At 40.0% G+C, this 22020-nt stretch carries 23 protein-coding genes; 5 read left to right on the top strand and 18 right to left on the bottom strand.

Going from position 1 to position 22020, the window contains the following annotated elements; all coding sequences use genetic code 11:
- Positions 1-58: 58 nt before the first annotated feature.
- From IC619_RS12645 to ablB, 11 genes are all read right to left on the bottom strand, one after another.
- Positions 59-865 (bottom strand): methyltransferase, encoded by an 807-nt coding sequence (locus IC619_RS12645; protein ID WP_191140460.1) that lies wholly within the window; start codon positions 863-865, stop codon positions 59-61.
- A 145-nt stretch (positions 866-1010) separates the two neighbouring features.
- Positions 1011-2222, bottom strand: a complete 1212-nt coding sequence (locus IC619_RS12640; RefSeq protein WP_191140461.1) for an MFS transporter — start codon at positions 2220-2222, stop codon at positions 1011-1013.
- A 117-nt stretch (positions 2223-2339) separates the two neighbouring features.
- Positions 2340-3137, bottom strand: coding sequence for a malonyl-ACP O-methyltransferase BioC (gene bioC / locus IC619_RS12635; RefSeq protein ID WP_191140462.1), 798 nt, complete (start codon positions 3135-3137; stop codon positions 2340-2342).
- Positions 3130-3858, bottom strand: coding sequence for an alpha/beta fold hydrolase (locus tag IC619_RS12630; protein WP_191140463.1), 729 nt, complete (start codon positions 3856-3858; stop codon positions 3130-3132). The genes bioC and IC619_RS12630 overlap by 8 nt, the downstream gene beginning before the upstream one ends.
- Positions 3843-5009 carry an 8-amino-7-oxononanoate synthase gene (gene bioF, locus IC619_RS12625; protein WP_191140464.1) on the bottom strand — a complete coding sequence of 389 codons (1167 nt, stop codon included), beginning with the start codon at positions 5007-5009 and terminating at the stop codon, positions 3843-3845. The genes IC619_RS12630 and bioF overlap by 16 nt, the downstream gene beginning before the upstream one ends.
- A complete protein-coding gene (gene bioB / locus IC619_RS12620) occupies positions 5010-6017 on the bottom strand; it encodes a biotin synthase BioB (RefSeq protein ID WP_191140465.1) in 1008 nt (335 codons plus the stop codon). It abuts the gene before it with no gap.
- Positions 6014-6739 (bottom strand): dethiobiotin synthase, encoded by a 726-nt coding sequence (gene bioD / locus IC619_RS12615; protein WP_191140466.1) that lies wholly within the window; start codon positions 6737-6739, stop codon positions 6014-6016. The genes bioB and bioD overlap by 4 nt, the downstream gene beginning before the upstream one ends.
- Positions 6736-8082: an adenosylmethionine--8-amino-7-oxononanoate transaminase gene (bioA, locus tag IC619_RS12610; protein WP_191140467.1), complete on the bottom strand. Its 1347-nt coding sequence runs from the start codon at positions 8080-8082 to the stop codon at positions 6736-6738. Before bioA ends, bioD begins: the two co-directional genes overlap by 4 nt.
- Positions 8083-8280: 198 nt before the next feature.
- Entirely contained in the window at positions 8281-9789 is a 1509-nt protein-coding gene (locus IC619_RS12605; protein ID WP_191140468.1) for a carboxypeptidase M32, read from the bottom strand.
- 211 nt (positions 9790-10000) lie between these two features.
- On the bottom strand, positions 10001-10417 hold the full coding sequence (speD, locus tag IC619_RS12600; RefSeq protein WP_191140469.1) for an adenosylmethionine decarboxylase: 417 nt from the start codon (positions 10415-10417) through the stop codon (positions 10001-10003).
- 283 nt (positions 10418-10700) lie between these two features.
- Complete coding sequence (gene ablB / locus IC619_RS12595; RefSeq protein WP_191140470.1) at positions 10701-11573, bottom strand: putative beta-lysine N-acetyltransferase; 873 nt, start codon at positions 11571-11573, stop codon at positions 10701-10703.
- Positions 11574-11796: 223 nt separating this feature from the next.
- On the opposite strand from ablB, the gene IC619_RS12590 reads away from it, so the two are divergent.
- Entirely contained in the window at positions 11797-11985 is a 189-nt protein-coding gene (locus IC619_RS12590) for a hypothetical protein (protein ID WP_191140471.1), read from the top strand.
- A 65-nt stretch (positions 11986-12050) separates the two neighbouring features.
- Here the strand turns inward: IC619_RS12590 and IC619_RS12585 are convergent, their stop codons facing one another.
- On the bottom strand, positions 12051-12437 hold the full coding sequence (locus IC619_RS12585; protein WP_191140472.1) for a hypothetical protein: 387 nt from the start codon (positions 12435-12437) through the stop codon (positions 12051-12053).
- Between the two features lie 21 nt (positions 12438-12458).
- Positions 12459-13379: an alkaline phosphatase family protein gene (locus tag IC619_RS12580; protein ID WP_191140473.1), complete on the bottom strand. Its 921-nt coding sequence runs from the start codon at positions 13377-13379 to the stop codon at positions 12459-12461.
- Between the two features lie 155 nt (positions 13380-13534).
- Here IC619_RS12580 and IC619_RS12575 point away from each other — a divergent pair, with 155 nt between their 5' ends.
- A complete protein-coding gene (locus tag IC619_RS12575; protein WP_191140474.1) occupies positions 13535-13858 on the top strand; it encodes a DUF1811 family protein in 324 nt (107 codons plus the stop codon).
- Positions 13859-13939: 81 nt separating this feature from the next.
- Positions 13940-14119 carry a hypothetical protein gene (locus IC619_RS12570; protein WP_191140475.1) on the top strand — a complete coding sequence of 60 codons (180 nt, stop codon included), beginning with the start codon at positions 13940-13942 and terminating at the stop codon, positions 14117-14119.
- A gap of 74 nt (positions 14120-14193) precedes the next feature.
- On the opposite strand, the gene IC619_RS12565 is transcribed toward IC619_RS12570, so the two are convergent.
- On the bottom strand, positions 14194-15147 hold the full coding sequence (locus tag IC619_RS12565) for a 4-hydroxy-3-methylbut-2-enyl diphosphate reductase (RefSeq protein WP_191140476.1): 954 nt from the start codon (positions 15145-15147) through the stop codon (positions 14194-14196).
- A gap of 187 nt (positions 15148-15334) precedes the next feature.
- Here IC619_RS12565 and IC619_RS12560 point away from each other — a divergent pair, with 187 nt between their 5' ends.
- Positions 15335-16012: a hypothetical protein gene (locus IC619_RS12560; RefSeq protein ID WP_191140477.1), complete on the top strand. Its 678-nt coding sequence runs from the start codon at positions 15335-15337 to the stop codon at positions 16010-16012.
- Positions 16013-16543: 531 nt separating this feature from the next.
- On the opposite strand, the gene IC619_RS12555 is transcribed toward IC619_RS12560, so the two are convergent.
- From IC619_RS12555 to IC619_RS12545, 3 genes are all read right to left on the bottom strand, one after another.
- Positions 16544-17806 (bottom strand): esterase/lipase family protein, encoded by a 1263-nt coding sequence (locus IC619_RS12555; protein ID WP_191140478.1) that lies wholly within the window; start codon positions 17804-17806, stop codon positions 16544-16546.
- 469 nt (positions 17807-18275) lie between these two features.
- Positions 18276-18815: a GNAT family N-acetyltransferase gene (locus IC619_RS12550; RefSeq protein ID WP_191140479.1), complete on the bottom strand. Its 540-nt coding sequence runs from the start codon at positions 18813-18815 to the stop codon at positions 18276-18278.
- A gap of 79 nt (positions 18816-18894) precedes the next feature.
- Positions 18895-20217: a tetratricopeptide repeat protein gene (locus tag IC619_RS12545; protein WP_191140480.1), complete on the bottom strand. Its 1323-nt coding sequence runs from the start codon at positions 20215-20217 to the stop codon at positions 18895-18897.
- A gap of 701 nt (positions 20218-20918) precedes the next feature.
- Between IC619_RS12545 and IC619_RS12540 the strand changes: the two genes are divergently transcribed.
- The gene (locus tag IC619_RS12540; protein WP_191140481.1) at positions 20919-21140 is read left to right on the top strand and encodes a hypothetical protein; all 222 of its coding nucleotides are present in this window, start codon (positions 20919-20921) and stop codon (positions 21138-21140) included.
- Here the strand turns inward: IC619_RS12540 and IC619_RS12535 are convergent.
- The gene (locus IC619_RS12535) at positions 21129-21917 is read right to left on the bottom strand and encodes a DUF4397 domain-containing protein (protein ID WP_191140482.1); all 789 of its coding nucleotides are present in this window, start codon (positions 21915-21917) and stop codon (positions 21129-21131) included. The genes IC619_RS12540 and IC619_RS12535 overlap by 12 nt on opposite strands.
- Positions 21918-22020: the final 103 nt, after the last annotated feature.

Genomic DNA, 22020 nt, shown 5'->3' with positions numbered 1-22020 from the left:
TCCCACTCCTCATACTATGTATTGTGAATTTACTTCCCGCTTCTATTGCTTCTAAAACCTAAGGCTTACATCCGATCATTTGCATCATATGATAAGTGGTATACACACCGGAATTTGATGTGTATGCCTCATTATATTTTCTTTGGACCGCTTGTAACAACCGGCATTGCGTAAATAGTCCGGTACCATTTTCACTAAAACTTTCACCACAGCATTTTATCGTTTGCAGAAGGTCCTGACAATCTGTATATTCTGCACGATACCAGCATTCATGCACCTCAGTCTGAATAAGATTGGCTTTTTTAAATAAAGCATGCCACGCTTTGCTAGTTGGAAACGTACACCCATGCCGCGTCGGTTTAATTTTCATTTGTTGTTCCATGGATAAATAGGTTTTATGCAATTCATGAAGGGTCTCACTTCCAAATGTATTGACCATGAGCCATCCTCCAGATGTGAGTAGCTTAATCCATTTATTCACAGCCACTTGAATATCTAGTAGCCAATGTAACACACCACTTGAAACAATGAGGTCAAACTGCCCTAGAACGGACAAATCAAAACGTTCTACATCTGCGCAAATAAAGGTTAAGGGAGCTGACGAAAGTATTTTCTCTTCAGCAACACGTAACATGCCTGGTGATAGATCAATACCCACGACATCAGCTTCTGGATAGCGATCGATGAGGAGCTGAGTCGTATATCCTGTTCCACAGCCAATATCTAAAATACGCAGGGGTTTAATATCCTGTCTTTCTGTAGCTAGTAGTAACCGATGCGCCATTTTACAAAAAATAGCCGCATAATCATCATAGCTTTCCGCATACTGATTAAGTCTCTGTACGCCCGTTTTTTTACGCAACATGTGTACGTTTCCTTCTCCTTCTCTGTGAACTGAATTGTATCTATAATATTCAGTTTATTAAACGTGTAAGCATATTCCTTTACGACATTCTAATTCGCGTTCACATTGTAATCTCCTTCAAAAAATTTTTCCACTCATCCACCGTTTATACGGTCGATGAGTGGATGATGTGACGATTACGGAATAAGAGCATTGTCGTGACGAATAGTAAAGAAGCCGCTAAACAGAAAGTGATACGTACACCACATAAATCGGTCACATAACCAAACAGCAATGAAGAAAAACCGAAAGCTCCAGCTAAAATCGTTTCATTGGCTGCATACACTTTGGGTAATACTTCTTGTTGCGTACGGGTTTGAATCAGCGTCTGCTGTGAAATATCTTTGATTTGCATGATAAACCCGATGAAAAAAGATAGCAAAAGTGCAAACCATGGATTGGTAATCAAGCCAAATCCCAGTGTGAGGACAGCCACGACCCCTGCACCCACGATAATAAATCGTAAAAGGTGCTGGTTGATTCGATCAGACAACCACAAGCTGATCAAACCACCTAGCATCAGTCCAGCAAAGAAACTCGCATTGATATAGCCCCACCACTGTTCACTTGCTTGTAACACTTCTTCAATATAAACAAAAAGTATTGCAGCAATCCATACAACTCCGGCAATCGCTTCGATACATTCGACCATACTAAAAATACGTAGGAAGGGCGTCGACCAGATCACTGTCCAACCTTCTTTTAATGAATGCCATTTACTTGTCTTAGGTTTTTGGGGTTCTACTTTTACATGCTTATCGATGAAAGTCATGAAAATAGTAGCCAGTACAAACAATACCACAGTAAACCACAGTAAAAATTTTGCATCTAAGAAGGCAACCAGCATCCCACCAATCGGCCAAGCGCCTAAGCGAATACTTTGATCGATGATCGCTAAAAAACTATTCGCTTTCACCAGCTGGTTAGGCGGAATCAATTGGGGAATGAGGGCATTTCGTGCTGGACTTGCCCATCCGTCTAAAAAAGCAACGCAGGTTACAAACAAAAAAGTGAGACCGATCATCATTCCTGAGAGATCGCTCCACGTTATGATGACAAGACCGAGCAAAGCCAAAGTTTTCCCCAGTTGAGCATACAGCAAGAGCCCTTTAAGTGAAAAACGATCTAAAAGTACAGGGGCCACTGCCCCACTTGTAAAGCGAGACAATGTCATTAAAAACGGGACCGCAGCCAAATATAAGGCCGATCCCGTCGCTTGATATAGTATCGTAATTAAAGCCACAATATAAAAAACATCACCACAATTGGCAAGGGATTGTCCGATCCAAAGAAAACGAAAAGAAGATTTATTTTCCATTTAAATTGCTCCTATTACCTATTCAATTTTAAATAAATGTCACAATGAAAATGGAAAATACTACACCCCAAATCTCCCTCTCTTTAAATACGTTCTATTATCTTAGCATATTTCAAACTATTTATGGACAATAAAGCGGAGCGTGTGATATGTGGCATAAACGCCATCTCGTGTACGATATTGTTCATTATATAGACGCATCACGCGTGCCAGCACTTTAAAGCTAATCCCCATCCCCTCTTTAGATTGACTGTAGCTAGCACCTGTATCTTTAATCGACTGTAAAAAATCTCTACTATCTAAATAATTTAATCGTATGCATGTTTCTTCACTGTCAATGTTTTGAAAACCGGCTTCTTTGCATATTTCCTGCCAATTTGTAAGCGAGTGTAACAAAAGCCCATGTGTTTGCGGTTTTAAATTGAATGATGCCTCCACTTGCTGAAAACAAGCATGTAATTCTTGAAAAGTTTTCTCTCCAAAAGTAGTAAGCATAAGCTTTCCCACGGGACTAAGCCATGCCTTCCACTTTTTCAACGTTTCAGTGGGTTGGGTAAACCATTGTATCGTCGCATTAGATAGGATCACATCATACTCTGTTTCGTTTCCAGCCCACTGCTCAGCATCTGCAGTAATAAACGTAACATCTCTTAATGCTGGTTTACATTTCGCTTCAGCAATCATTTGATCGGCTAAATCAAGTGCCGTAATCTGCGCCAGTGGGAAAGCGCGTACCAACATTTCAGTCATCACACCTGTTCCACAGCCAATTTCGAGAATTTTGCGAGGGGTGATTTGCTCTTGCTGTAATCCGTTAATTAAATCACTAGCCATTTGTTTTTGAACAACCGCGTGCTCTTCATAGGAAGGAACAGCACGATTAAATTGTTTTGCAACGTGTATTTTGTTAATCATGATCTTGCATCCCTTTCACTAGCCAGTCTCGTATACGGGCTGGTGCAGTCCAAGGAACGGCATGTCCTTGCTTATCGTCACTATAAAGCTTGCATTGTGATACAAGACTTGCCAATCGTCGTCCTTCTTGCGGTGAACATATTTGATCCTGCTCACTCATCCACATCCATACTTGGCTCGTCACTTGTCCCAGATCAGGATAAATAGAAAAATGCAACAGGAAGCGCAAGCCCGCTGTTAATGCATCACAATCCCATTCACCTGTACGATACTGGTCTTGGAATGAACGGAGCAGCCCTTGACTCATTTCATTTGTGGTAAACATCTGCTGATCAAACGCTCGCAATACAAACTCAGGATTCTGATTCAACTTCCGAATCATCCGTCTCAAAATACGTTTATCCCAGCCCTCAGGGTTTTGTTCACTTTTAACAAAGCATCCGGAGGCGTTGATTAGAAAAAGTTTTTGAATGTGATTAGAAAATCTTGTCGCTAGATGCAAACCTAACATCGCGCCTAAAGACCAACCTACAATATATATGCGACGCTTGTTTATGATGTGGATTAGAGATTCAGCTCTTTGATAAATGTCCATCTCATTTTGACAACCTTCTCCAGATAAGAAAACATGATCATATTCAGGCAAGCTCTTCGCATAATCGTGCCAAAAACGATCAGGTAAGGACCAGCCTGTGATCCATACTACTACTTCTTTTTCCATAACTCCTCCAGTAAATCAAGGGTATACGTAAGATGATCATGCTCATGGGAAGCCATCAATGAAAAGCGAAGGCGTGCTTCTCCCACAGGTACAGTTGGTGGACGGATAGGCACCGCCAAAATGCCCCGCTCAAATAGTTGGTGACTTAGTTGAAGTGCCTGCTGATTTTCACCGATGTAAATCGGGATAATTTGTGTTTGACTTAAGCCCGTATGAAAACCGATGCGCCGTAATTGTGCATGAAAATATTGATAATGTGAATGAAGCTTGCTACGTAAGATCGTACCTGCTTGAACTTGCTCGAGTGCTGCGCGAATTCCGGCTATGACGGTAGGGGGCAAGCCCGTCGTATAGATCAAGGATCGCATCTGATTCACCAAGTAATCGATCCACAACTTACTGCCCGCAACATAAGCTCCGTATACACCGAATGCTTTACTAAAGGTACCAAGCAAGAGATCAATCTCTTGTATGGTACCTAAATGATGGGCTAAGCCTTGTCCTTGCAAGCCCCACACACCAACACCATGTGCTTCATCAACCACCAAGGCAGCATCGTATTTCCTTTTTAGCATGATGAGATCGTTTAGTGGCGCCCAATCACCGTCCATGCTAAATACCGTATCTGTAATAATGAGCTTTTTTTGATAACCTTTTGCTTGCGCACGTTTTAGCATTTTTTCGAGGTGATCCATATTCAGATGACGATAACGAAACGATTTAGCACCACTTAAGCGAATACCATCTACAATACTGGCATGATTATATTGGTCACTAAAAACAGCATCTTGTGGGCTTAATAAAGTGGATAAAACACCTAGATTCGCCATATATCCATTTGCGATGACTAGCGCCGCCTCTTTCCCATGAAAGTGAGCGACCTCTTGCTCTAATTGTTCGATTTCCGATCCATGACCAATGATGAGCCGAGAGGAAGTGGCCCCTGCTCCTTGGTCGACAGCCGCTATCATCTTTTTTTTAATGTCCGGATGATCAGCCAATCCCAAATAATTATTAGAGGAGAAATTAATTAAACGCTTTCCATTACGCCTCACGACCGGCTTCACAGCATCATCTGTAACCGTTAAGGTTCGTTGTAGGTATTTTTCTTCGCGTTTTTCATGTGCGTGCTGGAGCCAATCTTCCCACATCTATACCGCAACCTCTTCAATCTCAAAACCGAGATCGGCTATCATTTGATGATCAATCATCGCCGTTTGTCCCTCTGTGGTCAAATAATCTCCCACAAAAATGGCATTTGCAGGGTAGAGCGCGAGGGGTTGGAGATGTCGCAAATTAACTTCACGCCCTCCTGATACACGAATCTCTTTGGTTGGACATATCAAACGAAAGAGTGCTAATACCTTTAAACAATATCGCGGATCAAGCTCGTCCATGTTTTCAAGTGGCGTACCTTCAATGGCGTTTAAAAAGTTTACTGGAATTGAATCTGCATCCAAGTCACGTAAGGCATAAGCAATTTTCACCACTTCTTCCTTACTCTCTCCCATACCCACAATGCAACCTGAACAGGGAGACATGCCTGCCTTTTTGGCCATATTTACTGTTGAGACACGATCATCATATGTATGTGATTGTGTGATATTTTCATAATGTTCAGCGCTTGTATTTAGGTTGTGATTGTATCGATCTACTCCCGCTTCTTTTAAACGTGTCGCTTGTTCTTCTTTCAAAATACCAAGACAGGCACACACTTTCATATTTAGTTCTTCTTTAATCACTTTGACCGCCTCTACAACTTCATCTACTTCCCGAGGCGTTGGACCACGACCACTTGCTACAATACAGTAGGTACCCGCTTTTCGTTCTTTCGCTTCCACTGCACCTTTAATTAAGGTATCTTTTTGTAAAAAGGAATATTTTTCAATTGGTGCCTCTGATACGATCGATTGCGAACAATAGCCACAATCTTCAGGACAGTAACCACTTTTAGCGTTAATGATCATATTTAGTTTCACTTTTTTTCCGTAGTAATGCTTACGCACACGAAAAGCAGCTTGCAGGATTGGAAGCAACTCCTGATCATCTGCCTCCAGAACGGACAATCCCTCCGCCAATGTCAAAACTTCACCCGCTAAAGCACGATCCGCTAACTGTTCCCAATAAGAAATTCCTACTGTGATACCCTCTTGACTCATTTTACATCCTCCTCAGGTAGTAAACGAAGTAGGTGATCCATATCGATATGTTCCGTAATCACTTGCTGGAGTAGCGCATATCCAATTTCTTTATCAACCCAAGGGACTGTTCCCAATACAGGAACTTGCCCAAATGATTCAATATATGATGCATTATGAGAGATACTCGGATCTTTTTCCCCATCTCGTAAGCCATTTAAGATCACGCCGATTGGATGAAGTCCTAATTGCCTTGCATAGTGAATCGTAAGGAGGGTATGGTTTACGGTACCGAGCGTAGCCGACGCCACGATGAGTAACGGAAAACCCATTGACTGAGCCAGATCGGCTATAGTCCAGTTCTCCCCTAAAGGTACCAGTAGGCCACCTGCACCCTCTACCATCACCATCTCATATTGATTCGTAAGCGTTTTCAAATGAGCCAATATTTTATCTTGTTGGATTGTTTCATTCGCAAGCCTAGCAGCTAAACCAGGAGCAACTGGTGTTTCATAGCTATAGGTCACAATCGAATCAATAGATTGCTTACTCCCTCCCCATGCACGCAGACGCATCGCATCGCTACTTGGATCGGTAGAATTAAATCCACTTTGAACCGGTTTCATGACACCAATATTTAAGCCACGCTCACGCAACGCAGCTGAAAGACCTGCTGTGATCACAGTTTTCCCAATATCCGTTCCCGTTCCTGTGACGAACATTCCTCTTTTAGTCTTGCTCATTCTGTCACATCTACAATCGCTTGATATAAGATTGTAGTCATGTCATGTAACTCTGTTTGCGTTACCACGAGTGGTGGCATAAAGGTAATCACGTGATCAAGCGGTCGTGTGAACAGCCCCAGTTCACGCGCACGCTTACAAACAGTTGCCCCAATCGCCTCTTCATATGCATATGTCGCTTTTGTCTGCTTATCTTTTACAAGTTCAATCCCAACCATTAATCCCAATTGTCTTACTTCCCCTACATGTGATAGTTCCTGGAATGGCATAAGCAAATCAGTTAATTGTAAACTACGTTCTTGCACCTTCGATATCAAATCTTCTTGCTCATAAAGTTCAAAATTGGCAAGTGCAACTGCACAACCTAATTGATTTCCCGTATAGGAGTGACCATGGAAGAAAGTTTTGACTTCAGCGAAATCACCGTAAAATGCTTCATAAATCTCGTCTGTGGTTATCGTTGCGGCTACTGGTAAATACCCTCCCGTCAACTTCTTTCCTACAGTAAGTAAATCTGGCTGAATGTTTTCATGTTCGCATGCAAACATCTTGCCTGTTCGTCCGAATCCAGTTGCTACTTCATCTACGATCAAAAGCACTTCATATTGACGGCATAAGCGTGCTACCTCTGTCAAATACCCTGGTGGCATCATGATCATTCCACCTGCACCTTGTACCATCGGCTCTACAATTAAGCCTGCAATTTGATCAGCAGATGACTTAAGCTTCTCTTCTAATGCTTGTATACTCTCTTGTTTACACGCCTCAGCCGTCCCTGCAAAGCGATATGGATAGGGATAAGGGACTTTTTCACTCTTAAACAACATACGTTCAAATGAGGCATGAAAGAGATCCATCCCGCCTACGCTAACCGCGCCTACCGTATCACCATGATAGGCATTTTTCATACTGATAAAGGTGTTTTTTTCCGGTCGATTGCGATGCTGCCAATATAAGTAGGCCATTTTTAGTGCAATCTCCACAGCTTCTGCACCACTATCCGAAAAAAACACCTTTTGCAAATTTTTAGGAGATAATTGAACTAACTTCTCCGCTAATAAAATAGCAGGTACATTACTCATACCAAGTAGGGTAGAGTGGGCAATTTTTTGTAACTGAATCTCAATCGCTTGATTGAGATGAGGATGATTATGCCCGTGCGGATTTAACCATACGGATGCATTTCCATCATAATATTCCCTTCCATTTACATCAATCAGTTTTACACCTTGACCACGCTCGATAATAATGGGATCCTCTTTTAAATATTCCTTCATTTGTGTGAATGGATTCCATAGATATTTCTTATTTTTGGCGAGTAAGGATTCATAAGTGTCTGCCATCTCTTCACCCCTCTAATGTCAAGCGTGTTGACTTTCATGATTTTCCATTTTATCGTCAGCCATCTAAATGTAAACTGATTATTTATGATAGTTTACATTTCTATTTTGAGTATAGCATGCCCACTCTACTAGCAAAACCCTCTTTAGTGAGAAACACCCTCACGATTTGGAGAAAACAAACCATGAGGGTACCTATTTTTACTTTCCAGTCAAGTAAATATCGCGATATTTTTGGTCCAAGTAGTTTAAATAGGGGGCGATGGTCATCTCTTTCCCAGTTGCTTTTTTGATGATCTCATCAGCTGTATATTTACTACCAAACTGATAAATATTTTGTTTTAACCAGCTATGCAAGGTAGAAAACTCACCTTTCTCTATTTGCGCCATAATTTCAGGATGTGCTTGGACGGCTGCATCAAAAAATTGTACACTTAAAATATTTCCGAGCGCATATCCTTGAAAACTTCCACCAATAGAATCCATATACCAGTGAATATCTTGGAGAACGCCATCTTTATCTGTTGGTGAAGAAATACCGAGGTCGCTCTGGTAACGACTACGCCATGCTTCTGGTAGATCTTTCACACTAAGTTTTCCTTCCAACATCGCTAATTCCAAATCAAAACGAATAATAACATGTAAATTATAGGTTAACTCATCCGCATCCGTTCGAATTAAAGAACGCTCCACACGGTTAACCGCCCGATAAAATGATTCTAAGGAGGTTTTACTTAGCTGTGTTGGGAATGCCGTTTGTAGTTGCGGATAGAAGTGTTTCCAGAAGCCACGACTTCTCCCCACAATATTTTCCCATAAACGGGATTGACTCTCATGCACACTCATTGAAGTCCCAGAGTGAAGCGGTGTACCTTCATAATTAGGATCGATCCCCAATTCATATAATGCATGTCCCGTTTCATGTACAGTACTAAAAAAAGCTTCGGTAAAATCATGCTCTTTCACTCTCGTGGTAATACGAATATCTCCATGCGCAAATTTAATCATAAACGGATGTGGCGCAAAGTCTTGACGCCCACGATTAAAGTCAAAGCCAAGTTGTTTAATCACACTTTCTCCAAATTGAATCTGCTCATTTTTGGGAAAATGTTGTAGTACACTACTTGCATCAATCGGTGATTGTGCTGTTACTTCTTCTACCAACGGAACAAGACCATCTCTCAGTTCCTTGAAGATACTTTGGATCGTCGTCGCTTTCATGCCAAAATCACTGCGATCAATTAATGGATCCGCAATATGTTCATATGGGAAGAAAGAAGCGTATTCACGGCTCAAATCTAATGTTTTCTCTAATTGTGATTCAACCAATTTAAAGTTATCTGCTTTTCTAGCGGCAACCCACGCATTATAAGTTTCCGACGCGTTTTTTAATGAACGGGAAACATAATCTTCTGATACACGACTAGATCTTTCATAATCGCGTTTTGCATGACGTATTAGTGCCGCATCATCTGAATCATAAGGGAGTGACTCACGATATGGTGTCAACTCCTCAATCCATTTTCCGAAACGGTCATCTGTTGATAACTGGTGAACAATTTTACCTAGTGTAGAGAGTTGCGCACCACGAGCTTCTGCTGCAGCTGGAGGCATATATGTACTTTGGTCCCACTCTAACATCATCATGGCTGATTGAACATGGGCAATCTCTTGTAATCTCTTTTTAAATGCATGTAAGGTTTGTTCCACTTTTCAACCTGCTTTCTTTTTTAAGATAACTTCAACTTTTTCCTAACTAAATATTAACGCAATCCGCTCAAGCACGTCTATATATTTAAATCCGTATCCTAGCAAACCAGGCGTCTGTCGATCAGACAAGGTCTTGGCTCCGCTATTGTATGTACCACTAAAATAGGAAAATCCCTTCAGCATCTTGAAGGGATTGTGATTTATGACTGTATTAGATAATGGCTTTTATTGCTTGTTCTTCATTTACATTCGATTCGGTTTCCATAATCTCTATCGGTCCAACGCCACGGCGAAGCACTTTTGAGTATGCTCTAGCTGGTTTTAAAATATCCATCATGTAGTCGATCGCTACTTGAGGATCTACTGTGGTCCCACAAGTGTAACAATCCAATGCAGCAAACCCTTTCTCAGGGTAGGTGTGAATCGAGAGATGACTTTCTGACAACATGACTAAAACCGTTACCCCTTGCGGATCAAACTTCTCCGCTTGAACAGATAATACAGTGGCACCACAAGCCTGTGCTGCTTTTCTCAAATGGCTTTCTAAATGATTCAAATCATTTAGTTGGTCAAAATCTACACCCCATGCATCCATCGCTACATGTCTTCCGAAAGTCGAATATTCCATCCCTTTCGGCCCCCTTCCTAGCTAAAAGTTGGTGTGAGCCAAACTTCGCTAAGATCAACTTGTTCACCACGGGGGAAGGTTAGTCCAGTGAGGTCCCAACCCTTTAAGTGAACCTTGGATCCTACCAGCTCAATGTCACAATGTTTAACTTATCATATTATTTTACCGACATCAACACCAAAATCACACCAATTTCATGAAATCTTGCCAAAGAAGTACATCTAATAAGTTGATCACGCTATACAAAAGGTCGGATAAAAGTATCCGACCTTTTGTATAGCGATTATTTAATGTTTTTAATCCAGATATTCATATCCTCAAACGTACCACCAATTTGACTATTTTGGATTAATCTGCCTTTGTATTCAAAGCCTAACTTGGAAATCACCATATTCATTCCAGTTGAAACCGCTCGTGTCAGAGAAAATAGATTGGGCACACCTTTTTCTCGCATTCTTTGTTCAAGATCAAATATAATGCAACTGAGTAACCCTTTTCCACGATGCTCGGGTAGTGTCGCGCAATCTGTAATCTCCGCGCTATTATAATTCGTAAAAATATCAGCGGATGCTGTACTAATCACTTCTCCATTATAGGTTACAACCGTAAAGTAAACATCATTTTCCATACATTTTTTTACATATGCTGGATCATGCATCGGTGTCGGATAAGTTTTAAAAACTTGATCATAGATGCGAGCAAGTGCCTCTGCATCGTCCATCGTAGCACATCTCATAGCGTAACCTGGCTCCAAGGCTGGTGGTTCAGATAGCGTATCTGCGTTTTCGGCCATTTCTACAATCTCATCTTTTTTAGCTTCATCCTTCTGAATCGAACGGCCATTATTTAAAAAACGTGATAATACACAAGCTGGATCTCCATCAAAAAAACCGCTAATTTCGCCTTCTAATTCAAAGCCTAGCTTTTCAAAGATTGAGATATCCTCGGGATCCGCATAGATCATTACTTTACTGAGATCATTATCATTAGCTAATTGCTCTAGGTGATCGACTAAAGACTCAATGCTGTCTTTGCTATACTGAATTAATTTAATCCGACTATTATACTCATCCAACTCATAAGATACACTTGTAGGTACTACTTGTTTTGTCATCATGTGTAAATTCCAAACCCCCATTTGTTTATTAAGGGGCATCTAACTCCCCTTCTTACGTTTCCCTAAAAGAATACAAATAAAACTTCATATTTTCCTTGTAAGAAAAAATATGATCTGCCATACATAATTGATAAGCCAGAAGAATATTTTTGAGTTGTAGTCAAATCAATCATTTATCACTCATGAAGGTGTAACATTGTCCGTGTGTGGGTAGGATATGGGTAGAGATTAGTTATATCATGCGATCAGAGGAGGGCCTTACGTGCAATTATCAGAAAGAGAACGCGGGCTTGTCATTTTAGCACTAAAAAAAGTACTTGAAACTGAGCCTTCCTATGCGCGAGCAGATGAATACAAAAAGCTATTAAATCGGTTACAGGATGAACAAAGTCAAACAGACTTTGACGATGCCATCTATGATGGATTTCGATATGATATTGACGATGTATAAGATTCTGATTTAAGACGCACGTTTTCGTTTGTAGGAGAAGATGTGTGTCTTTTTTTATAGGTCTTTTACCAACCTGCATGTGGATGTCTTTTTAGGTACACGTCTCGCAAGAGAAGGCCAGTAGCCTCATCACTGATATCTTTTAATTCTTGATCTGTAATAATAATGGCAAAGGAACTGTTGGTATAATCATTCATCAATAATATGCCAGCGTGCTCCTTAGGAAATGCAATCGCTTTTTCAATCCCACTCTCTAAATGAAAGCAAAATATGTATCCATCTTCGGTTCGATCAAACATCCAGACATATTTAAACCCTTTAGTATGCTCATTAATGATAGCTGACCATTCTGGGATAGATAAAATGAGCACCGGCGACGCATCTATTTCTGCCCAAACACCATCTTCTGGAATGTGCGCTTCACGAATTTGAGGAACATAGCGCTTTGTCATAGAACACCCACTCCTACTTCATCAAATGATTGACTCTTTTTTCCTCGCAACCAAAGCGTGCAATAATGGCTTCACATGGGTTAGATCTGATAAGTGAGTTAGCGAGAATAGCGCTTCAATATCACCGATCAAGAGTAGTGGCACTTCATTATAAGTGTGTGTTGGAACACGCAAATCTTCGCTATTCCCATGATCACTAACCAATACAATCGTATCCTCATCTTTTTTCACACGAACCAATTCTGCTAAAAAACGATCATAATGATGAATGACCCATTTCACCAATTCAGGATCTTGTGAATGTCCCGCACGGTCACTTAGGAAAAACTCATGGACTACCATATCATAAACAGAAGAGATATGCCAGAGATGCTGGGCAGCTAATTCGGGCGTAACCTCCTTCATATCAGGAATAAAACGCTTTAATGTCCTTCTCGTCAGATCATGAAAAACAGCTTCACCTCGTTGCAGATCCGGCAGATAGCGCAGGGGTGAGCCGCTCGAAAGGATGGCTGCCGTTGATACCGAAATACGTCCTTCTTGGGTTGCCGCTCTTTTGTTAAACTCAGTCGTATACGCATTCGCAAAAGTAGCCGACCATTTTCTCTGTGAGAATTGCGTATATAGGTTATCCCGTTCGACCCACGCGCGTAGTTCACGATTCGGCAAACCATTCATATGCATGCCCATCGCTTCCGGTGCATTTCGACCCGTAAAAATGGTAGCCTGACCCGTTGCACTTTGGGGTAATTCAGACACACCTAAAGTAGCATCAAGTGCGCTAAGTACAGTATCATGCCCGTATTGACCCACTGCTTGATGCGTTAAAGATTTTCCATTTAATATCTGGTTAATACCGGGCGTTTCATATATATACCAAGGATTATGTTCGTTTTCATCCCCCAAGCCCACTCCATCGATAAACAAAAAAATAACAGCCATCTCTTTTTCTCCTTTCGTTTGCTATATCTATTCTTTTATATACCCAAATTAAAGGTGAACAAATAAAGAAATCTTCGATGAAAAACAAACGATGTTTTCCTTTTCCGTTTCTGATAAAATTACTCTCATATTCAAACAGTAGAATGGAGCCAGTTATGAAATCTTATAGCAAAATGGATCGACATACACTTTTAGAAGAGATTAAGCAGTTAAAACACGATTTAACAAAGACCAAAGAGAATGGACACGACTTTCAGGAATCTGTGCTTACGCAACAACTGCGCATCGCTCGCTCTTACTTAGTAGATCCACAATCCATTACATTAAATAAACGCTATGCGGTTGAAGATTCATCTCATCTTTTCCATGTTCTCTATTTAAATGGTGTTATGGCTTGGGGAAAATGGGAGGGTTCTAACGAAACGTGTGCGATTCCGCTCTCTTCCCTCATTCTGGTAGATAATGAAGCCGCTCAGTAAAATGAGTAGGCTTTTTTTCATGTTTCGATGGTTAAGAATAAACAAACCTAGGCATACTGTTAAAAGGAGGTGCATACTACCGTGTACTATGTCGTTCGCGATTCAGAAAAACTACCCTCATCCATTATACATGAAGACAATTACTTCGCCTGGTACAATCCGATGAAAAAGGACCACCATGTCGAATTTCGAGGATCCATGAATCAATGCTATGATTTTATGGCCATACGAGATGGTAAGAAAGCAGCTTCTGCTCCATAAAATTTACTGAATTGTACCAAAAAACAATACAAAACAAGGCGAAGGATATCCTTCGCCTTGAATACTACGATCCGCTATTCGTTCACTCTTTTTTTTCTTACAGGGGGTAGTATTTTTTTCATATTGACTGTGCGCTTCAATTCCCATGTATGAGGATGCTGCTCATCAAATTGTTCAATAAACTGAATAACCTCACGTGTAATCGGGGTAGGCGTTGATGCTCCCGCTGTGACACCTACTACTTTTTTACCCATTAGCCAGTCCGTGGATAGCTCTGTAATATCTGAAATACGGTGCGCTTCCACCCCAGCAATATCCATAGAAACTTGTGCCAACCGATTAGAGTTATTGCTTCTCGGGTCTCCAACCACAATCACTAAATCTGTCTCTTTGGCTTGTTCAGCTACAGCTTCCTGACGCTCTTGTGTAGCTAAACAAATCTCATTATGAATTTCCACCGATGGAAAGCGATCACTCACTTTTTTCATGAGTTGACGCGTATCCCATTGACTCATCGTCGTCTGATTGGTTACAAGTAAACGATCTGTTTCTACCTGTAATTGCTCTACATCCAATTCTTTTTCAACCAAATGAACCTTACCCGGCGCTACACCCACGGCACCTTCCGGTTCGGGATGACCGCTTTTACCTATATAAATCACTTCATATCCATTTTTCACTTTTTCACGTATTAAATCATGTGTACGTGTAACATCTGGACAAGTAGCATCCACTATCGTCAAACCACGCGCACGCGCTCGTTCACGAACCTCTGGTGAGACCCCATGAGCAGTAAAAATGACAGTTCCTTCGTTTACTTGCTCCAATAATTCAAGCCGATTTTCACCGTCAAGTGTAATAATATCCTCATCTTCAAATGCCTCAACCACATGTCGATTATGGACAATCATACCCAATATATATATGGGACGTGGCAGATCTAAATTTTTAGCAGCTTGCCTCGCCAGAACCATTGCATCCACTACGCCGTAACAATATCCTCGAGGTGTTATTTTTAATACCTTCATTTATACACTCCTCTCGACTCCCTATCAGTTAGCCCGAGACTTCCACTATTATACCTTATTCCTTTCTAGCCACCAAGGGTTAGATTCACTTTCATCAATTGCTCATCCCGATTAACTTGTCTATTGTAACCAGTTATTTACCCATTTCATAGGATAAATGGTGACAGCGCATAAAAGGAGTGAAACCATGGAGAAAAAGCCAAATCATCATGCAAGACCTCCCATGAAATTACCTGAACCTATTCCGTATACCCAGCAACAACAAGGATATCCATATCCACAAATGCCTGGATGGCCTTATCCACAACCTCCGCAAACACCACAGATGCCTGGGGGAGGTAGGCCCCAACCACCTCGCAGACAACAACCCCAAATGCCACCTAGACCAGGAAGAGAACTACCGCAAATGCCTGGATGGCCCTTTCCTCAAACGCCTGGCGGACAATCTCCGCAAATGCCGCAAATGCCTGGTGGTGGATGGCCACAAATGCCACAAATGCCTGGTGGTGGATGGCCACAAATGCCACAAATGCCACAAATGCCTAATCTTCCAATGCCTGGTGGTTTACCGCAGAAGTCCGAAACCGACAATACCGATCAGCAGCCAGTCAATAAAAATGATCCACAAGAGATGATGGACCCCGATTTACTCAAGCAACTTTTTCAACGCATGAAGCTCCATCAACGTTATGAGCTCGAGGTAATGCGTTGGTATATGAAATACTATTCTACTTATCACCGTAAGACACAAAATCCCGGACCACAAGCTGGGAATGGGCCGATGCAAATGTTCCCCCCTCCTCATGACCATGAGCACGGCCCTCGCAAGAAATTCCCCTTAGAAAGTTCTAGCTACCGCAATTAGCCCATCTAAAAAGCACGTGGGATCATCCACGTGCTTTTTAACTTACTGGAGCAAAGCCTATATTTTTCAAGTGTTCACTTTCCTTTTAAGCGTTCTCTCACATATAATGTCCCTAAAACGAAAGAAATGAGCATTAAAAAAATAAGTAATCCTGATGATTCCAATGTATAAAATCCCCCTTAGCAATCCATCCAAAAATAAACATCACTAAATACTATACAACATAAAAGAACAAAATAGTGGACAAACATGCAAATTATTCTATCTATTTTTTGTATAACCTGTTTATTTTAATACAGCCTAAGGTAGTGCAAATCTATATCCTTTCATCGTGAACTTTTAAGCGTAACCCCACATAGTTAAGATTTGGATTAGCCATATGATTTAACGACGATAAATCATATGGCTAATCCAAATCAGGTTTCTCCTGATTTTACAGGATGTATAAAGCGCCGATCCCCTGAAATCGGTGATTGCTCGACATCTCAAATATGGAGGTGTCGAGCAATGTTTATCATTTATTTACTTCATTTAGTTGGGAAGTGAAGACAGTTGATCACTTAAGTTACGATACCAACTGCGCATATCAGAAAGTCCGTGACCAACAACATCCAGATGGTCATAGCGGTTTAATGTCTCTAAGTGGTTCCACATTCCTGCTCGTGCCGTTCCATTAAATGATACTACTCGCTCTGATTGAGGCGCATCCATAGATGCAACCGGTACAATCCCATCATTTTCCCACCAGCTACTCGTAACATTTACAAGACCATTATTTCCACTTTGTTTATATCTTCCAATATAGTAAGAAGAATTAAGTAATGCTGGATTCATAGTTGGTCTTGGTAAATGGTAACCTAAAAAGCCTCTGTACGTATTGGATGCACTCACTGAGAAATAATATACATCTGGTCGTGCTTTCACCCAGTCATTTAATTCTTTTGCTCCTTCAGGCGATAAATCCCATTCTCCTGTATCTTTTGACATTTTCCAAAGTGAGCTATTTTTCACTCGATTTATGTAGCTCACTAATGATTCACCAGCTTCTCGTTTTAATCCCCACTGATCCATTTTAAAATCGTAATGTGGTTCATCCTTACGACCCGTTACAGATGCCGCAAGTGCAACCATTTGTTGCACAAAAGGAACCATATTATCGACAGCGTATACATAAGGCGAACCATCGTGCGGGGTTGTGATTGTGGTTATACTATGTACTAACCCTCGATCTTCATTAGCGAATAGGGGAGATAATTCATTAGCTGGCGTCATATCTCGCTCTTCTTTGTAACCGCTTTCAATTAATTGATCAAGCACACGAATGGTTTGGCCACCCATACTGTGACCAATAAAGTGCACCTTGTTTTCCTTACCTGTATTCGGGTCAATTTCTCCCCACTCCGGATAAAAGCCTTCGTATGTTCTTCCAAAACGAGCATGATTATGTTCCTTTGAGTGCGCTTCGCCATAATCGACACGCCCACCTTTAATTTGCGCATATAACTCTACTGCACGATCCCAGTTACTAGACAACGGCCCTACCGCAGCAGAAAATACCGTTTTTCCATCATTTTTCAAGTCAGACTCAATATCACGCAATCCACCCCAATATTTATAACCAAACATCTCATCACGACCCCATCCTGAAAGACCGTGCACTAAAACGATAGGAGAATCATTTTTCTCGTTTAAAGTTTCAGTCGATTCAGCCGAAGCACGCGTATTTGTGATCATCAATGAACCTACAGCCACTGTCATACAGGTAAATCCAATTGCTATCTTCCGTAAAAGCATATCCCCACTCCACTCTTCTTAAGAATAATCCAACAAGGTGTAAGCGGTTTCAAATCCGCGCAATTGAAACCGCTTACAATAAACAGCCTACCTATCCAAAACACAATCATCCTTAAATCAACTGAAGACTATTACATCTTATTAATTGAAATAAGAAGAAATATGTTTTTGGATAAAGCCATTATATACTAAACTCAAACATACTGAAAGAAAAAAATTTATATTTATTCAATTTCACATATGGACAATTACAAGATAAAACTGAAAAAAGATAGATTGGAATACGCTATCTGCACAGTAAATCTATACGATTTTTAACGTTTCCTATAATCATTTTTTTCTGTATAGGTTAGTGCAACTTCATAATCATGCACATTTTCAGAAAGAATCTATTCTCTCTTCAAACTAGCTATCCAAAGTTAGTTAATTAACCCTTCCCATATGACGAGCCTACTTCTAGTTTGAAATCTTATTTTGTTAACACACCACTTTGCTCTACAGTTAATGCATATATTTTGTGATCTTGCCATACGCCATTAATTTGGAGATGGTAGTGAGAAATGCCAATAAAGGAAAATCCAACTTTTTCTAGTACTCGACAAGATGCGATATTATCTAATTTTACAGCCGCTTCAATTCGATGTAAGTGAAGTTCACGGAAGGCAAGTTGAGCTACTTTTTTTACTGCGGTCGTCATAAAACCTTTGCGATTGTATGCTTGATCTAAAGAATAGCCAATCGTACAATTTTGAAAAGCCCCCCTTGCAATGTTACTTAAATTAATATTTCCAATCAGTAATTGACGATCATCTAAAAAAATGCCAAAACTATATTTCTCATCTTTTTCCCATTGTTCTTCCGCTTCTACCAACCGTTTTTTTTGTCCATCTCGTGTATAATACTCATCTGGCCTTACCGGTTCATACGGTTTCATAAATGTACGATTACGAATAATATAGTCCAAATATTTCCGATCATCATCTGATCTTAATCTACGTACTTCAATCATTTGATTCCCTCCTAAAAAATAAAAATGCCCATATGATCACAATGTATCATGGGCATCATCAGAACAGCCTATTCCTTGATTAAGATCCTGATTGCTCTACCAATTGTTTTTTTGTTTTATACATCGCTGCAGTTGTCATATTGAACTCCGCTTGATCCCCTGTAATTTCATAGCATCCAGCCAGCTCAAATTGACTACGATAAGCTAAATCAAATCTTTTGGCTTTCTCTGCTAGTTGTATCGAACGTTGGAAATATTGAATGGCATCAATCATATGGCTCATTCTCTTCATCAGACGCCCCATCAGTAGATGTGCTTGAGCCTGTAGTGCTACATCATAGTATTTCTCAGATAAGTCTAACGCCTGTTTGAGAATATTTTTGGCTTCCGTCACTTCACCTTTCTCCATCAGTAGTTCACCTAAAGAGAAGTAGGTTTTCACAACTTCATTACGATCTTCAACTTGATCACCTAATTCAAGCAAGAACTCATAGCAAGTACTTGCATCATCATACTGTGCAGTATCTAAGTAAGCACGCCCTAAAACAGACCATAGCTTAAACATTTCATCGTAGTAGTTTGAGTTTACTGATAGCTGTACGCCTTCTCGTGCATAGCGAACCGCATCTTGATACATATTTAAGCTCACTAGTAACTCCGCTCGCAATCCATACATCTCCAATATCACTTGTTTACTAGAAATGATATCGATATCTTCCCATAGAAGAAGGAGCTGATGTAATGCTTCATCTGTTCTGCCTAATTTTTCTAAATATACAACCTGAGCATTCAGCAAGTTATACCGTATCTGGGCATGTTCTCCCTCATTAACTTGCACTGCATCCAAGCCTTTTTCAATATACGAAAGTGCTTGCTCCCAGTTCTTTTGTACAGAGCGACAGAAGGCTAAAAAATAATAACTCTCTGCTTCTAGGTTTGCTTTTGGTGCATATGGATCTTGATAGGCTAGACGAATGGCTTCCCCTAGTTCCCTCTCTCCTTTTCGAAAATCTTTATTTTGCAAATGACACTTACCTTTCAAAAGATGTACAGTCGCTTGGTGGCGAGATAATGATTCATCTGATATCTTATTGAGGAGCGATAGCGCCTTTTGTGTTCTCCCCAAGTTGACCAATGCCTCAACTGCAGCAAACTTCACCTGCATACTTTCTAAGCTCTCACTATCTTTTTCTAGCATGTCTGGAATTTCACTTATATCTAAATCAAGCTTACCCATCAAATACAAGACTTTATCTTTATTTACATGTGGGACTCCACGTTCAATGTTACTTATTGTAGCAGTTGAGATATGATCATCAGAGAGATCCTCTAGTCGAAGTCCTCTTTCTTTACGTGTTTTACGGATAAATTTACCAATTTCATTCATTTCCAGTACATTCATTGACTTTCATCCCTTTCTTAAATTCTTCTTAAACCTATTTTACTATTTTTTTTAAATATGTTAAAGAAATATATAGATTAAAATAGGAATTTTATGGATTGTAATTTTTCCCATATTACTCCCATTTGTGGGTTAGTTAACGAATACTGGCAAATAGCTAAAGTGGCTTTATAAAAAATGGCTTGTACATGATTTAAAATAAGAGGACCCAATCTCCTTAAAGGAGAATGGAGTAGCTATCTATCTCCCTAAATATAAGTTGTACTCCCTCCACTAATTTTAACACGCATCAATTTACTTCTTATATATAACAGGAAAGGTATTCCAACATCTGTTATTAATCAAAAAAAATCTGTTGTTATATATAATCCCCAAAAACTATACAAGTTTAAACCTATATCCCATTTTTTACAAATAAAGAGGTGCAAAATAAGCATTCACGCTTGTATATAGAGTATAACATCTTAATTTAGGAAAATCCAAAAAGTCATGAAAATATCTTATTTTTAACTTTAATATACTCTCTTATTTCTTTATTTACATATTTATTAATATTACTGGAAAGTTTATTCATTTATATATAGTGATTTAATTTTCATAATTTTCCATTTTCATCAGTTTTGTATTTTATTCCCTTCACCAGTACAAACCTCTTTGCTTATAATAGATGAAAAGGGATATGTAGGATTGGAGTCGATCAAATGATGAATCAATATGATTTGTTTCAAGTGGGACCAATCGGACCACTAAGTCCAGTAGTACCTTACTTCGGTCCATATGGTTCTTTTGGTGTTGTAGTGAATCCACTTGGTCCCATTCAACTCGCACCCAGTTTTTCATTCAATTTTACTGACCGCTTAAATTGGATTGCCCCTCCCACGCACTGGAGATATTACGAGCCTTATGATCCATTAGATTTTTAATAAATCCTCAATCAAGATGATTTGTAATTGATCATTTACTTTTAGTGCAACAATTGTAATCACCTGCTCTGAGTCTAATCGAACACGAGGAAAAGAAGCTATTTTTTCATTCGTACCTGCTTGATATACAACTAAGTCATATAAATCGGGCTGAAGTGAGCGATAGTTTGATGCATCCTCATATACAATATTTTTAAATATAGGCGTACCAGTACCCGTCTGAATATCTACAGCTGGAAAACCGCTAGCTAAATGAATAAATCTAACTTTTGCCATTCGCATGATCGGAATCGGTCTTATATAATAATTGATAAACTGCAAAATTTGCCTTGTACCCTGATCTGGATTCGTAAGTGTCAGCATATAGGCTTGTTCTGGATCAGCAAAAAATTTAGCTACAACTAAAGGTTGCGTTCTTTCACCGGCCGGATATACGGTTACACGATATGTTCCCCGCTCAATTTCAACGTAACGTGTTGCCTCACCATACCTTACATTAGCCTCCACTAATTCATTATTTACAAATATATCAATACGTTGGTTCTGAGCATTACTTGCAGCATGTAAAAATTTAATCCATGCCCTTTTTCGAGTTGCATCAAATTGCTGAGATGTTTGTTTTTTTGAGACACGTTGTTTTTCATAGGATTGTACAAAGCGTTCTTTATTATTTTGAAATTTGCTATAGTAATATTGATAGCGCTGAGGGTCTCGATACATATAATACTCTGCTAAAATTCGGTACATATTAGCTTTATCTAGGTATGAACTGGACAAATCACTACACCTCCTCTTATAACAACATCATTATGCTACACGACTCAATTTTCGAACTATTCTTTGCTAGAACATTTCATCGTAGAAATGGAAATGGAGTGGA

The organism is Polycladospora coralii (assembly GCF_014773435.2).
Lineage (GTDB): Bacteria > Bacillota > Bacilli > Thermoactinomycetales > Thermoactinomycetaceae > Polycladospora > Polycladospora coralii.
This window is presented reverse-complemented; position numbering and strand designations above follow the sequence as displayed.

Excerpts from the sequence above, each read along its gene's own strand:
- IC619_RS12645 (WP_191140460.1), bottom strand. The coding sequence starts at position 865 with ATGTTGCGTAAAAAAACGGGCGTACAGAGACTTAATCAGTATGCGGAA.
- IC619_RS12640 (WP_191140461.1), bottom strand. The coding sequence starts at position 2,222 with ATGGAAAATAAATCTTCTTTTCGTTTTCTTTGGATCGGACAATCCCTT.
- bioC (WP_191140462.1), bottom strand. The coding sequence starts at position 3,137 with ATGATTAACAAAATACACGTTGCAAAACAATTTAATCGTGCTGTTCCT.
- IC619_RS12630 (WP_191140463.1), bottom strand. The coding sequence starts at position 3,858 with ATGGAAAAAGAAGTAGTAGTATGGATCACAGGCTGGTCCTTACCTGAT.
- bioF (WP_191140464.1), bottom strand. The coding sequence starts at position 5,009 with ATGTGGGAAGATTGGCTCCAGCACGCACATGAAAAACGCGAAGAAAAA.
- bioB (WP_191140465.1), bottom strand. The coding sequence starts at position 6,017 with ATGAGTCAAGAGGGTATCACAGTAGGAATTTCTTATTGGGAACAGTTA.
- bioD (WP_191140466.1), bottom strand. The coding sequence starts at position 6,739 with ATGAGCAAGACTAAAAGAGGAATGTTCGTCACAGGAACGGGAACGGAT.
- bioA (WP_191140467.1), bottom strand. The coding sequence starts at position 8,082 with ATGGCAGACACTTATGAATCCTTACTCGCCAAAAATAAGAAATATCTA.
- speD (WP_191140469.1), bottom strand. The coding sequence starts at position 10,417 with ATGGAATATTCGACTTTCGGAAGACATGTAGCGATGGATGCATGGGGT.
- ablB (WP_191140470.1), bottom strand. The coding sequence starts at position 11,573 with ATGCCCCTTAATAAACAAATGGGGGTTTGGAATTTACACATGATGACA.
- IC619_RS12585 (WP_191140472.1), bottom strand. The coding sequence starts at position 12,437 with ATGACAAAGCGCTATGTTCCTCAAATTCGTGAAGCGCACATTCCAGAA.
- IC619_RS12580 (WP_191140473.1), bottom strand. The coding sequence starts at position 13,379 with ATGGCTGTTATTTTTTTGTTTATCGATGGAGTGGGCTTGGGGGATGAA.
- IC619_RS12575 (WP_191140474.1), top strand. The coding sequence starts at position 13,535 with ATGAAATCTTATAGCAAAATGGATCGACATACACTTTTAGAAGAGATT.
- IC619_RS12565 (WP_191140476.1), bottom strand. The coding sequence starts at position 15,147 with ATGAAGGTATTAAAAATAACACCTCGAGGATATTGTTACGGCGTAGTG.
- IC619_RS12560 (WP_191140477.1), top strand. The coding sequence starts at position 15,335 with ATGGAGAAAAAGCCAAATCATCATGCAAGACCTCCCATGAAATTACCT.
- IC619_RS12555 (WP_191140478.1), bottom strand. The coding sequence starts at position 17,806 with ATGCTTTTACGGAAGATAGCAATTGGATTTACCTGTATGACAGTGGCT.
- IC619_RS12550 (WP_191140479.1), bottom strand. The coding sequence starts at position 18,815 with ATGATTGAAGTACGTAGATTAAGATCAGATGATGATCGGAAATATTTG.
- IC619_RS12545 (WP_191140480.1), bottom strand. The coding sequence starts at position 20,217 with ATGAATGTACTGGAAATGAATGAAATTGGTAAATTTATCCGTAAAACA.
- IC619_RS12540 (WP_191140481.1), top strand. The coding sequence starts at position 20,919 with ATGATGAATCAATATGATTTGTTTCAAGTGGGACCAATCGGACCACTA.